General features: G+C 69.8%; 11 protein-coding genes and 1 pseudogene. 6 read left to right on the plus strand and 6 right to left on the minus strand.

Features of this window, described 5'->3' with window-relative positions:
* The first annotated feature begins 8 nt into the window (after positions 1-8).
* The 4 genes from ACWDVW_RS04375 (at position 9) to ACWDVW_RS04390 (ending at position 5,958) form a co-directional block, all read left to right on the plus strand.
* The gene (locus tag ACWDVW_RS04375) at positions 9-851 is read left to right on the plus strand and encodes a carbohydrate ABC transporter permease (RefSeq protein WP_449944661.1); all 843 of its coding nucleotides are present in this window, start codon (positions 9-11) and stop codon (positions 849-851) included.
* On the plus strand, positions 848-2,281 hold the full coding sequence (locus tag ACWDVW_RS04380) for a GH1 family beta-glucosidase (protein ID WP_449944664.1): 1,434 nt from the start codon (positions 848-850) through the stop codon (positions 2,279-2,281). Before ACWDVW_RS04375 ends, ACWDVW_RS04380 begins: the two co-directional genes overlap by 4 nt.
* A gap of 81 nt (positions 2,282-2,362) precedes the next feature.
* Positions 2,363-3,409 (plus strand): LacI family DNA-binding transcriptional regulator, encoded by a 1,047-nt coding sequence (locus ACWDVW_RS04385; protein WP_449944666.1) that lies wholly within the window; start codon positions 2,363-2,365, stop codon positions 3,407-3,409.
* A gap of 119 nt (positions 3,410-3,528) precedes the next feature.
* On the plus strand, positions 3,529-5,958 hold the full coding sequence (locus ACWDVW_RS04390; RefSeq protein WP_176093101.1) for a hypothetical protein: 2,430 nt from the start codon (positions 3,529-3,531) through the stop codon (positions 5,956-5,958).
* On the opposite strand, the gene ACWDVW_RS04395 is transcribed toward ACWDVW_RS04390, so the two are convergent.
* Both ACWDVW_RS04395 and ACWDVW_RS04400 read right to left on the minus strand, forming a co-directional pair.
* Complete coding sequence (locus ACWDVW_RS04395) at positions 5,932-7,152, minus strand: acyl-CoA dehydrogenase family protein (protein WP_449944670.1); 1,221 nt, start codon at positions 7,150-7,152, stop codon at positions 5,932-5,934. The genes ACWDVW_RS04390 and ACWDVW_RS04395 overlap by 27 nt on opposite strands.
* Positions 7,152-8,216, minus strand: coding sequence for a phosphotransferase family protein (locus ACWDVW_RS04400; RefSeq protein WP_449944673.1), 1,065 nt, complete (start codon positions 8,214-8,216; stop codon positions 7,152-7,154). Before ACWDVW_RS04400 ends, ACWDVW_RS04395 begins: the two co-directional genes overlap by 1 nt.
* A gap of 146 nt (positions 8,217-8,362) precedes the next feature.
* Here ACWDVW_RS04400 and ACWDVW_RS04405 point away from each other — a divergent pair, with 146 nt between their 5' ends.
* Both ACWDVW_RS04405 and ACWDVW_RS04410 read left to right on the plus strand, forming a co-directional pair.
* On the plus strand, positions 8,363-9,064 hold the full coding sequence (locus ACWDVW_RS04405) for an amino acid-binding protein (RefSeq protein ID WP_396744882.1): 702 nt from the start codon (positions 8,363-8,365) through the stop codon (positions 9,062-9,064).
* A 111-nt stretch (positions 9,065-9,175) separates the two neighbouring features.
* Complete coding sequence (locus ACWDVW_RS04410) at positions 9,176-10,237, plus strand: GNAT family N-acetyltransferase (RefSeq protein ID WP_449944676.1); 1,062 nt, start codon at positions 9,176-9,178, stop codon at positions 10,235-10,237.
* Positions 10,238-10,606: 369 nt separating this feature from the next.
* Here ACWDVW_RS04410 and ACWDVW_RS04415 read toward each other — a convergent pair.
* From ACWDVW_RS04415 to ACWDVW_RS04430, 4 genes and pseudogenes are all read right to left on the minus strand, one after another.
* Positions 10,607-10,789: pseudogene (locus ACWDVW_RS04415) on the minus strand (DUF397 domain-containing protein); the annotation flags it as partial.
* Positions 10,777-11,235 carry a DUF5753 domain-containing protein gene (locus tag ACWDVW_RS04420; protein WP_449944679.1) on the minus strand — a complete coding sequence of 153 codons (459 nt, stop codon included), beginning with the start codon at positions 11,233-11,235 and terminating at the stop codon, positions 10,777-10,779. The pseudogene ACWDVW_RS04415 and the gene ACWDVW_RS04420, both read right to left, overlap by 13 nt.
* A gap of 222 nt (positions 11,236-11,457) precedes the next feature.
* On the minus strand, positions 11,458-11,856 hold the full coding sequence (locus ACWDVW_RS04425; protein WP_449944878.1) for a cutinase family protein: 399 nt from the start codon (positions 11,854-11,856) through the stop codon (positions 11,458-11,460).
* Positions 11,856-12,164, minus strand: coding sequence for a hypothetical protein (locus ACWDVW_RS04430; protein WP_449944681.1), 309 nt, complete (start codon positions 12,162-12,164; stop codon positions 11,856-11,858). The genes ACWDVW_RS04425 and ACWDVW_RS04430 overlap by 1 nt, the downstream gene beginning before the upstream one ends.
* Between the last annotated feature and the right edge of the window lie 34 nt (positions 12,165-12,198).

Here is a 12,198-nt window from a genome sequence, read left to right on the forward strand (position 1 = left end):
AGAGAGCTGTGACCTCGGCTTCCCGGCGCCTGTGGCGCACCAGCCCGCTGACCTACATCGCGCTCGTCATGGCGGCGCTGCTGTCGATCTACCCGTTCTACTACATGATCGTGATCGGGACCCGAACCCTGGACTCGATCAACGACGTACCACCGCCGCTCACCCCGGGCGGGGCCTTCGGTGACAACTTCGGGCGCGTCCTCGACAACGACGCGGCCAACTTCCTCACCGGTCTGATGAACTCGATCATCGTCTCCTCGGTGGTCACCCTGTCGGTGGTCCTCACCGGCTCGCTGGCCGGCTTCGCCTTCGCGAAGCTGCGTTTCCGGGGCCGCAACATCCTGCTGCTGATGATCGTCATCACCATGATGATCCCGACCCAGCTCGGCATCATCCCGCTCTGGGGCATGATGCAGGAGCTCAGGTGGTTCGGCACCCTGTATGCCGTCACCGTGCCGTTCCTGGTCAGCGCGTTCGGCGTGTTCATGATGCGGCAGTACGCCAGCCAGGCGATCTCCGACGAGCTGATCGAGGCCGGTCGGGTCGACGGTGCCAGCACGTTCCGGATCTACTGGAACATCGTGCTGCCCGCGCTGCGTCCGGCCGCGGCCGTCCTCGGCCTGTTGACCTTCATGGAGACGTGGAACTCCTTCCTCTGGCCGTACGCGATCCTCACCCCGGAGAACCCGACCCTCCAGGTCTCGCTCTCCTTCCTCTCGTACGCCTACTACACCGACTACTCCCAGGTCTTCGCCGCCACGGCGGTCGGCACCCTGCCACTGGTCCTGGTCTTCATCCTGTTCGGCCGCCAGATCATCGGCGGCATCATGGAAGGTGCTGTCAAGTCGTGAGCAACCCCGCCATCCCACCCGCGGTGGGTGTCCTCGACGAACGCGCGCCGTTGACCTTCCCGTCCGACTTCCTCTGGGGCGCGGCCACCGCCGCCTACCAGATCGAGGGCGCGGCGAGCGCGGGTGGCCGTACCCCGTCGATCTGGGACACCTTCAGCCACACCGAGGGCCGGACGGTCGCCGGGCACACCGGCGACGTCGCCTGCGACCACTACCACCGGCTCGGCGACGACGTTCGCCTGATGGCCGAGCTGGGGTTGAAGTCGTACCGGTTCTCGGTGTCGTGGCCGCGGGTGCAGCCGGGCGGCACGGGCCCGGCAAACGCCGAGGGGTTGGACTTCTATCAGCGGCTGGTCGACGAGCTGCTGGCCAACGGCATCGAGCCGTGGCTCACCCTCTATCACTGGGACCTGCCCCAGGAGCTGGAGGACGCCGGTGGCTGGCCGGCCCGCGACACGGCCGCCCGGTTCGCCGACTACGCGCAGCTCATGGCGGGTGCGTTGGGCGACCGGGTGAAGTACTGGACGACGCTCAACGAGCCGTGGTGCTCGGCGTTCCTCGGCTACGGCTCGGGCGTGCACGCGCCTGGCCGCCAGAACGGTGCGGACGCGGTCCGCGCCGGGCACCACCTGATGCTCGGCCACGGGCTCGCCGTCCAGGCGCTGCGCGCGGCCATCCCGAGCGCCGAGCTCGGCGTGACCGTCAACCTGTACCCGGTGACCCCGGCCAGCAACACGCCCGGGGACCTGGACGCGGCCCGGCGCATCGACGGGCTGGCCAACCGGTTCTTCCTGGACCCGATCCTGCGCGGGTCGTACCCGGAGGACCTGGTCGCGGACCTGGCGAAGGTGACCGACTTCGGGCACGTCCACGACGGTGACCTGGAGATCATCTCCAGCCCGCTGGACGTGGTCGGCATCAACTACTACAGCCGGCACGTGGTGGCCGCGCCGGTGCCCGGGGAGGACCCGGAGGAGTACTGGCGGGCCCCGTCGACCTGGCCGGGCAGCGAGAACGTCCGGTTCGTCACCCGGGGTTACCCGGTCACCGACATGAACTGGGAGATCGATGCTCCCGGCCTGGTCGAGACCCTGCGCCGGGTGCACGAGGAGTACACCGACCTGCCGCTCTACGTCACCGAGAACGGCTCGGCGTTCGTCGACGCGGTGATCGACGGCCAGGTCGACGACGCCGACCGGCTGGCGTACTTCGACGCCCACCTGCGCGCCTCGCACGAGGCGATCAGCGCTGGCGTGCCCCTACGGGGATACTTCGCCTGGTCGCTGTTGGATAATTTCGAATGGGCCTGGGGCTATACCAAGCGGTTCGGGATGATCTACGTCGACTACGACAGCCAGACCCGCATCCCCAAGTCCAGCGCCAGGTGGTACGCGGAGGTGATCCGACGCAACGGTCTGGCCGCACAATAAGGCGACGGCCAGCCAGTAACGGGTGGCCCGGCACCGACGCTGAACCAGGTGCCGGGTCCGCCCATGTCGGAGGAGCAGACGATGACAACGCAGCGCACCCGGTCGCTCGGGCGCCCGACCCTCGACGCGGTCGCCGCCCGCGCCGGAGTCGGCCGCGGGACGGTCTCCCGCGTGGTCAACGGCTCCCCCCAGGTGAGTCCCGAGGCCCGCGCCGCCGTGCAGCAGGCCATCGCCGAACTGGGGTACGTGCCGAACCGGGCGGCCCGCGCCCTGGTGACCCAACGCACCGACTCGGTGGCCCTGGTGGTCAGCGAGTCCGGTGAGCGCATCTTCGCCGAGCCGTTCTTCGCCGGCATCGTGCGCGGGATCAGCTCGGTCCTGCTGGAGACGCCGTTGCAGCTCTGGCTGGCGATGGCCCAGTCGCCGTTGGAGCGGGAACGGGTCGAGCACCACCTCACCAACCAGCACGTGGACGGGGTGTTGCTGCTGTCGCTGCACGACTCCGACCCGCTGCCCACCCTCCTGGAGGAGCGGGGCCTGCCCACCGTGCTGGGCGGACGACCGGCTCGGATGCTGCACCCCGAGGCCCAGCCCGCCTCCTTCGTCGACGTGGACAACGCCGGTGGCGCGCGGCAGGCCGTGGAGTACCTCGCCGCCCGGGGACGACGCCGGATCGCCACCATCGCCGGCCCGCAGGACATGGGCGCCGGCCTGGCCCGGCTCGCCGGCTACCGGGACGCCGTCCGCACCGCCGGCTTCGGCGTCAACCCCGACCTGATCGGGTACGGCGACTTCAGCGAGGAGAGCGGGTCGACCGCGATGCGGCAACTGCTGGACCGCTGCCCCGACCTGGACGCGGTCTTCGTCGCCGCCGACCTGATGGCCTTCGGCGCCATGCGGACGCTGCGCGACACCGGCCGCCGCGTACCGGAGGACGTGGCCGTGATCGGCTTCGACGACGCGCCCATCGCCCGGCAGGCCAACCCGCCGCTCACCTCGGTGTTCCAGCCCGTCGACGAGATGGGCCGGCAGATGGCCCGCCTGCTGGTGGCCCGCATCCGTGGCGACGAGATCCCCGAGCCGCACATCGTCCTGGACACCCAACTCGTCGAGCGCGCCACCGCCTGACCCTGAGTATCGCTATTGCAGATCAGTCGGCCGCTGCGGCCGGTCGACAGCCTCACCTACTCTGACAGGCCCGGACAGAGTGTGCGCTGGAGGCTTCCAACGTGGCGACGCTTCATTCGATGCCGACCGACACCCCATCTCCTGCAGCGGTAGCCGATGCCTTGACGGAGGCATTCACACACCACAACGTACGCCCTATCCAGGACTTGCTGTCGCGGACGGGGCACGCGCATGCCCTGGCTGATCTCGATGCTCTGTTCACTGGCCGGGCCCCCGATTCGGAGATCGTGCGGGCCGTCCTCCGCGCTCAGGTCGGACACGTTGCCGGTCGACCTGATCTCCTTTTGTTGCTCGTCTCGTACCTCTACGCCCGAATCAACGAGATGTGGGATCTCTATGCCGATCAGGGTGGAGTGCTGCGGACGATCACCGAGGTGTTGCGCACGGGTTTTCCGGAATCTCCGGAACAGGTTCGAGGTGCCGGGTCCGGTCCACCTTCCACAGCGATCACCGAACATACCTCGATCATGCTGGAGAACATCTGGCTCGTGTCGCAGGGGATGGCAGTCAGCAGGGCTGTCAATTCCTCCTGCATGGACGAGGTGGAGAAGCAGGCGGGTCGCATTGTGGCAGCGATGGACGATCAGATCTGCCGGATCCGGTCGATTCTGGACGGCGGTGAATTGACCGACTGGTTGTCCGAGCACGCCAACGAGACGCGGGACTACTATCAAGCCCTCGTCTTTTGTGCCCAGGCAACGCGTCAATTCCTTCTGGCCGGGAGGAGAGCCGGCGATCAGGGCGTCCACGAGCGCCGGGAGGTTCTGGCCGAGGAGTTGGCCGGCTTCCTCGAAAAGGTAGAGCAGACCAGGCGTCGGCACCCGGCGAAGGCCTGGCTCTCCGGCGACCTTGCCGCACTCGCGGCCAACCTGCGGATCATGCGCGAGTGGGTGAACCGTGACTTCCTCTTCGTCGAGGATGCCACGGTCGTCTACATCTATCCGTTTGCGATTCCCAGCGCTGTGCTGGACCGGATGTGGCTGACGCCTGGTCGGGACGGATCGAGCGCGTCGACCGGGTACGGTGCCGATCCGATCAGCGCGATCAGGAGTCGTTGTGAAGAGCGAGCGGTGCGTGTGCACGGGCGACCGATCAGTGCGGTCGTGGATCACGCGGTCGGCGACGACTGGGGGGCGGAGTCCGACTATCGGGTGCTGGACGTGTCGCTGCCTCCGGTGTTGATCACGATGACGGACGCCGCGAAGACACAGACGACCCTCACCGCCACGCTGAGGATCAGCAGCCTCGGGAATCACAGCCTCCGCCTTGAGGGCGCTCTGGTCGATGCGGACGTGCACCTCGTCAACCAGGCGCTTCGTCGTCCATCGGTCGTGATGGGAGCCAGCGAGAAGGTGCGCTTGGCGACCTCGGACCACACGGAGGCGTGGAGCAGACTCTCCGAGTATGCCCAAGAGGTGATCACGGAATTCCTCAACGGGCTGAATGACGACCCATCGGTGGAGCAGTCCTTCGACGATGTCGTCCAGCGCACTGTAGGCACGGCGGTGGCACTGAGTCACTCGTTGTTGGTGGTTCATTCTCTCCAGGTCATTCAGGCCGACGGAACAGCCCGACATGCCTGCGGATCCGAGATCAGTGATGCCGCTGTCGTGGGCAGCAGCCTATTCGTCAGCCCCGTTGGCCGGGATGCCGTGACACTGGAGGAGTGGGTGCGTTATCGCCCATCGCCGGATGCCACCGACATCCTCGGCGACTACGGATACGACGGTGACATCGTCCTGCGTACGGCGAACACCACAGTGGTTTCCGCGCCAGAGACGCCGGACTGGATGGCTCTGAGCTACAGCGCTCAGGCCGAGTTCATCGCCACGCTTCCTGGCGTACTGCTCGGCTGGACTGCGGAGATCACCGAATACATCCGGCAGGCGCGGGACCAGCTCGACACGGCCCGACGGCTTCTTCAGGAGGCGCCGATGTCGACGGTCCAGGAGAGAAACGCACTGCAGCACACCATCTTGTCACTCGAACAACGGTATGCCGACCTCAGACTGGTCACGAGTGACGTCCGGGCCAAACTCAACGGAATCAATTCCCCCACCCTCTTGCGTGACCTGATCAGGCGTTCCTATTTCGACCGCCTGTACGAGGCGGCTGGTCTTGCCGCGTACGAACGTTCCTTGTTGAGTCGGATTCAGGAGGCTGAGGATCTGTACCAGGCCGCCTCGGGGCTGTTCCGCGCCTTCGACGACCGGCTGGCCGCTGCCGAATCTCACCGGCGTCGGCGCCTGAACACCATCCTGACCACGTCAGCGACTCTTCTCGCCATCGCCTCCACCGCCGAACTCTATGGACTGCTCAACGACCTCATCGAACCTCGGCCATGGGTGCTCGCGGTCGAGGTCACCTCGATCGGCGTATTTGCCCTGGCCATGGTGGGAGTTCTCGTTCTGGTCGGACGGCAGCCCCGAGCCAGGAACGCACGCCGTTCGTGGCGGGTGCCGTCAGGCGGGGCGGGTCCAGCGGCGTAGTTCGCGTTTGGCGAGGCTGGCGCGGTGCACCTCGTCGGGGCCGTCGGCGAGGCGGAGCGTACGGGCGTGGGTCCAGAGTGCGGCCAGGGGGGTGTCCTGGCTGACGCCGGCCGCGCCGTACGTCTGGATCGCCTTGTCGATCACCCACTCGGCCATCGCCGGCGTGGCGATCTTGATCGCCTGGATCTCGGTGTGTGCGCCCTTGTTGCCGACGGTGTCCATCAGCCAGGCGGTCTTGAGTACCAGCAGGCGGGCCTGCTCGATGCGGACCCGGGACTCGGCGATCCACTCCCGCACCACGCCCTGCTCGGCGAGGGGGCGGCCGAACGCGACCCGGTCGGCGGCTCGGCGGCAGAGCAGTTCCAGGGCCCGTTCGGCCATGCCGATCAGGCGCATGCAGTGGTGGATGCGGCCGGGGCCGAGCCGCGCCTGGGCGATGGCGAACCCGGTGCCCTCGGCGCCGACGAGGTTCTCCGCCGGCACCCGTACGCCGTCGAAGTCGATCTCGGCGTGGCCGCCGTGCGGGGCGTCGCTGAAGCCGAAGACGGTCATCCCCCGGCGGACCGTGACCCCGGGGGTGTCCCGGGGGACCAGGATCATGCTCTGCTGCCGGTGCCGGTCGGCGTCCGGGTCGGTCTTGCCCATCACGATGAAGATCTCGCAGGCCGGGTCCATCGCCCCGGACGACCACCATTTGCGGCCGTCGATCACGTAGTGGTCGCCGTCGCGGCGGATGGCGGTGGCGATGTTCGTCGCGTCGGAGGAGGCGACGTCGGGTTCGGTCATGCAGAACGCCGAGCGGATCTCGCCGGCCAGCAGCGGGCCGAGCCACCGTTCCTGTTGGGCGGGGGAGCCGAACTCGGCCAGCAGCTCCATGTTGCCGGTGTCCGGCGCGGCGCAGTTGAGCGCCTCCGGGGCCAGGTGTGGGCTGCGGCCGGTCAACTCGGCCAGCGGCGCGTACTGGAGGTTGGTCAGCCCGGCACCGTGGCGCGGATCGGGGAGGAAGAGGTTCCACAGGCCACGCCGACGGGCCTCGTCCTTCAACCGCGCCAGCACCGGCGGTCGGGCCCACGGGTCACCGGCGGCGGCCACCTCGGCGGCGTACACGGCCTCGGCCGGGTGGACGTGGTCGGCCAGGAACTCGGTCAGCTCTCCGCGCAACTGCTCGGTGCGGTCGTCGTACCCGAAGTGCATCATGCCTCCCTGAGCGTGGCCAGTCCGTGGGCGACCAGCGGCGCGACCATGCCGCCGATGGTGTCGAAACCCTCGCCGAGCGTCTGCCCGAGGGTGTGCCGGTAGTGGATGCCCTCGCAGATCACCGCGAGTTTGAAACAGCCCAGTGCCACGTGCCAGTCGAGCGGGCCGACGTCGACGTCGCTGCGGGCGGCGTACCGGTCGATCAGCTCCGCACCGGTCGGGAACCCGGCGCGCGGGCCGAGCCCGTCGGCGACCGGGTTGTCGACGGCGGCGACGCCGCCGCCCAGGACGTCCCAGTACGTCAGCAGCAGCCCGAGATCGGCCAGCGGGTCGCCGAGCGTGGCCATCTCCCAGTCCAGCACGGCGGTCACGCTCATCGACCCGGTCGCCGGGTCGACTGCGGCGAGCAGGTTGTCCAGCCGGTAGTCGCCGTGCACGATCCCGGCCGTACCGGTGCTGTCGGGGACCGTGGCGGCGAGCCGGTCGCGCAGCTCGTCGATGTCGGGCAGCGGTCGGCTGCGGGACCGGTCGAGCTGCCCGGCCCAGCGGCGTACCTGCCGGGCCAGGTAGCCGTCGGGGCGGCCGAAGTCGGCCAGGCCGACCGCCGCCGGGTCGACGGTGTGCAGCGTGGCGAGGGTGTCCATCATCGCCATCGCCAGGTCGTGTCGCTGCCCCGCGCCGAGCCGGTCGGTCTGTTCGCGACTCCGGTACACCTCGCCGGGAACGCGCTCCATCAGATAGAACGGCGCGCCGAGCACGTCCGGGTCGGCGCAGAGCAGCAGGGCGCGGGGGACCGGCACGTCGGTGGCGGCCAACGCCGAGATCACCCGGAACTCGCGGGTCATGTCGTGCGCGGTGGCCAGCACGTGTCCGAGCGGTGGCCGCCGGAGCACCAGGTCACGATCGCCGGCCCGGACCAGGTAGGTGAGGTTCGACCGCCCACCGGCGATCAGGTCGGCGCGCAGCGGCGCTCCGGTCGACTCGGGTCGATGCGTCGCGAGGTACGCATCGAGGCGGTCCAGGTCCAGACCGGCGGGGGAACGGGCAGCCGGATCGGTCATTCGGACAGTTGATGGCAGCCCCGACGGGTTGTCAAGGTCAGGTTTTGCCCAGGGGACATGCCGCAGCAACAGGGACGAAATGGTCAACTGCCAGGCTCTGGGTCAGCCTGCCGGCATTGTGCCGGCCCGCCGAGCGGAGGGTTCAGATGTTGCTGCGCGTACGGGTCACCCTGCCGGACCGTCCGGGCACGCTCGGCCAGGTGGCCCGCACCCTCGGTGTCTCGGGCGCGGACATCGTCCAGGTGGTCGTCCTGGAACGGCTCGGCGGACGGGCGGTCGACGACTTCACCGTGGTCTGGCCGGGCGCCGCCCGGGTGGAACGGTTGCTGGCCGGCCTGGCCGCGATCCCGGGCGTACGCGTCGACGGGGTGTGGCGGGCGATCGGCGCGCCCACCACCACCGGGCAGGACGCCGAGCTGCTGGCCCAGGTCGCCGCCAACCCGGCCGACGGGCTGGCCACCCTGGTCGACGCGGTACCCGGACTGCTCGCCGCCGAGTGGTCCGTGGCCGCCGTCGTACCCGTCGACTGGGCCTCCCGCACCGGAGGCGGCGGGGCGACGGTCGGGCACGCGAGCTGGCGTACGCCGGTGCCGCCCCGGCTGCCGGAGGTGACCCCGCTGCGCGCCCGGTCGATGACCATGCCCGACGGCAGCCACTTCGCGGTCGCGCCGTTCGGTCGCGCCGGGCTGGTCCTGGTGGTCTCCCGCGAGCACAACGAGACGTTGACCCCGGCCGCCTTCCACAGCACCGAGGTCGACCGGCTCGCCCAACTGGTCCGGGCCAGCGCGGTGATCCTCGGTGACCGGCTCGACCTGGTCGGCTCCCCGGCCGTCACCGCCAACCCCTGACCGGCCGCGACCTGGTGTGACGCAGACCGCAGAGCCCGTGGCAGCCGGACACGGTCGGGCAACCGGCCCGCAACAGCCGCAGGCCAGGGTGACAGGTGAAAGGAGGCGACCATGACGCTGTGGCGGATCCGGGCCACCGTGGACGACCGGCCGGGCTACCTGTCGGTGCTCACGGCGAGCCTCGCGCTGCGTGGAGTCAACATCCTCACCGTGCAGGTGCACACCACCGAACGTGGCGCCGTCGACGACTTCCTCGTGGACGCGCCGGACACCCTCGACGAGGCGGGTCTGATCGCCGCTGTGGAACGGGGCCGGGGACGGGACTGCTGGGTGGCGCGCAGCGAGGCGCGCGGCCTGGCGGACCAGCCGACCCGCGTACTCGGGTTGGCCACCCGGCTGGTCCACGACCCGGACGCGACCGGCGAGGTGCTCCGCGCCCTGCTCGGCGCGGACGAGGTGACCTGGCGTCCGGCACTCGCCGTGACGCGCGCCGGGGTCGACGAGGCGACGATGCTGCTGGCCGACCCGAACGGCGGCTCGTACCTGCTGCGCCGGGTCGCGCCGAGCTTCACCCCCGCCGAGTACGCCCGCGCCCAGGCCCTGCTGGAGTTGGGCGCCACTGCGGCCCGCCGCACCGCCGAGCAGGTCACCGTGGTCCTGCCGGACGGCGCCGAACTGACCGTACGCCCGGCCGCCGCCGACGACCTGGCGGCCGTGACCGAACTGCACGAGGCGTGCTCGGCGGACACCCGTCAACGCCGCTACCTGGGCGGGGCCTGCCTGCCCACCCCGTCCCGCCTGCGTCAGCTCCTGGAGCCGGCGCGCGGGCAGACCCTGATCGCCGTGACGACCGGCTCCGACGGGGCGGCGGAGTCGGTCGTCGCGATGGCGAACCTGCTCGCCGAGGGCGACGAGGCCGAACTGGCCCTGCTGGTCCGGGACGACTGGCAGCGGCGCGGCCTCGGCTCGACCCTGCTGCGCCGGTTGACCCGGCAGGCCGAGTCCGCCGGGTACGCGGCAATGGTGCTGCACATCCAGGCGGACAACACGCCCATGCTGCGTACCCTGCGTCGGCTGGCCCGACCCACGATCGCCGAACGCGACGGCTCCCTGCTCACCATGACCGTGCCCCTCGGGGCCGAGGTGTCGGCGGCGACGGAACGCGCCGGCTGACAGCACAGACGACCGACCTCCGGTGCGGAGGACGGTGAGGTGGGCGGGACTCCCGATGCGGGAGCCCCGCCCACCGCCCTTTTGCTCTCTCACGCCCATGCGCTCTGCCGTGTCGCGCGTAGTGCCGCGTGTGGCGCGGTGGGCCCGAGTGTGGCGCGGTGGGTCGCGTGGCGCGGTGGGCTGCGTCGATCATGGAGTTGTGGTGAGCATTCTCCGCTAGATTGCACCTGTTTGTCCTTGCCGCAACTCCATGATCGACGGGGAGTCAGGCTGGAGGGCTGTGCCGGGCGGCTGCTGTTGACGGTGAGAGCGCCCGGCCCCGGTGGGGTGAGCGCTCTCAGGTGTCCGGTGAGGTAGGTCAGGCCCGTTTGGGGGCTGGGCGACGAACGCCCGCCATGCGGTCGGCGCGAACGTCAAGGCTGAGCCGCTCGGGTCCTTGGAATCCCGGATGCCGACGATGCGCGGCAGATTGTCGCTGACTTCCACGCAGTTCCCGCCGTTGGAGCTGCTCCGAGTACTTGTGCGCCAGTGGGCGCCGGTCAGGTCAGCCATGCCCGCGCTCTCAGAAACTCGATGGATTGGTCACGCGGAAGCGCCACTGATCTCACGGTATCCCAGACAGCCCAGAGTGGAGCAACGTCATTGGTGATCCGTCCCTGGGCCTGATCGTCCAGATAGCCGACGTTGTCTCCGTCCGCCGTTGTAGCGATCACGAAGGGGCCGGCCTGGCCCGGATGCAGACCAGCCGTCCGCGGAATGATGTGCACCATGACGTTCGGCCGTTCCGCCATGGAGATCAGGTGGTCGAGTTGCGGTCCCATGACCTCCGGAGCTCCCCGGCGTAAGGCAGGCCGACTGGCATCCGCCGTACGGCTGGACCTGGATCCGGTGTTCCCAGCTCGACCGGTACGGAGACGCGGTCGAGAAGCGGCAGTTGTTCGTGATGCCCGCCGGGATGCGGCGACTCGTGCTCTCCCCGTCCCCGCACACCCGACCACACCGCCACGGCCGTGCGGTGCGGATGTCTATCTTGGACAGTTTCCGTTAGGAGCTAACGGAAACTGTCCAAGATTGCCGTCGCCGCAGCACGGCCGTCGCCGCAGCACGGCCGTCGCCGCAGCACGGGCGTCGCCGTAGCACGGGCGTCGCCGTAGCACGGGCGCGCCGGTCCGTCGGCGGTGTGCCGCAGCGGCGCGCCGCACTTGGAACCAGCCGCGAGGTCAGCGGGGTACGTCGGCGGTGGCGCGGGTGGCGGCGAAGCGGGTGGCCTGGGGGTGGAAGCCCTGGTAGTTGACGTGTGCGGCGAAGCTGAATCCGCCCTGGCAGAAGCGGTCGTTGGCGTTGCAGTACGACTGGATGCGGTCGGCGAAGCCGTTCAGCCGGCCCGCGCCCCGGGGGAAGATGCCGGAGCGTCGACCGTCGGTGACGTTGAAGGGTTCACCGGCGGTGAAGGAGGGGTCGCCGAAGAGGAGTACGGAGGAGACGCGCGCGGCCAGGTCGGCGGAGAGACCGGCACGACTGCCGGTGCCGGCCAGCGCGTCGCCCATCACGTCGGCGCCCTGGGAGTAGCCCATCAGGACGAAGCGGGTACCGGGGCACTGCGCGGCGGTCGCGGTCATCACCCGCTGCACCTCGGCGACGCCCTGGCGACATAGTTGCCGGAGGCGGGGTAGTCCAGCGGGGTGGTGCGGACGGTCTGGGGCAGGTCCCGGGTGATCTGCCGGGCCAGTGGCGTCAGCACGATGCCGAGGCCGGGGCGTTCGGTGGTGCCGCGTGCGCCGATGACCTCCAGGTCGGGGCAGGTGTTGCGGGGTGCCTCGGCGGCGAAGGTCATCGGGGCGATCGCCAGCCCGGCGAGGGCCACCACCCCGACCGCCACCAGGGCCAGCAGGCGTGTCCGGCGTGTCCGACGGTGTCGTCCGCTCATTGTTCAGCTCCTTTTCCCAGGTCGACAGGGGTGC

The sequence above is a fragment of the Micromonospora sp. NPDC003241 genome, from assembly GCF_053589795.1.

What these genes read in the sequence shown, in the direction of transcription:
- ACWDVW_RS04430 (WP_449944681.1), bottom strand. Translation starts at nt 12,164, where the DNA reads ATGAGCGGACGACACCGTCGGACACGCCGGACACGCCTGCTGGCCCTG.
- ACWDVW_RS04395 (WP_449944670.1), bottom strand. Translation starts at nt 7,152, where the DNA reads ATGCACTTCGGGTACGACGACCGCACCGAGCAGTTGCGCGGAGAGCTG.
- ACWDVW_RS04385 (WP_449944666.1), top strand. Translation starts at nt 2,363, where the DNA reads ATGACAACGCAGCGCACCCGGTCGCTCGGGCGCCCGACCCTCGACGCG.
- ACWDVW_RS04405 (WP_396744882.1), top strand. Translation starts at nt 8,363, where the DNA reads ATGTTGCTGCGCGTACGGGTCACCCTGCCGGACCGTCCGGGCACGCTC.
- ACWDVW_RS04390 (WP_176093101.1), top strand. Translation starts at nt 3,529, where the DNA reads ATGCCGACCGACACCCCATCTCCTGCAGCGGTAGCCGATGCCTTGACG.
- ACWDVW_RS04410 (WP_449944676.1), top strand. Translation starts at nt 9,176, where the DNA reads ATGACGCTGTGGCGGATCCGGGCCACCGTGGACGACCGGCCGGGCTAC.
- ACWDVW_RS04425 (WP_449944878.1), bottom strand. Translation starts at nt 11,856, where the DNA reads ATGACCGCGACCGCCGCGCAGTGCCCCGGTACCCGCTTCGTCCTGATG.
- ACWDVW_RS04400 (WP_449944673.1), bottom strand. Translation starts at nt 8,216, where the DNA reads ATGACCGATCCGGCTGCCCGTTCCCCCGCCGGTCTGGACCTGGACCGC.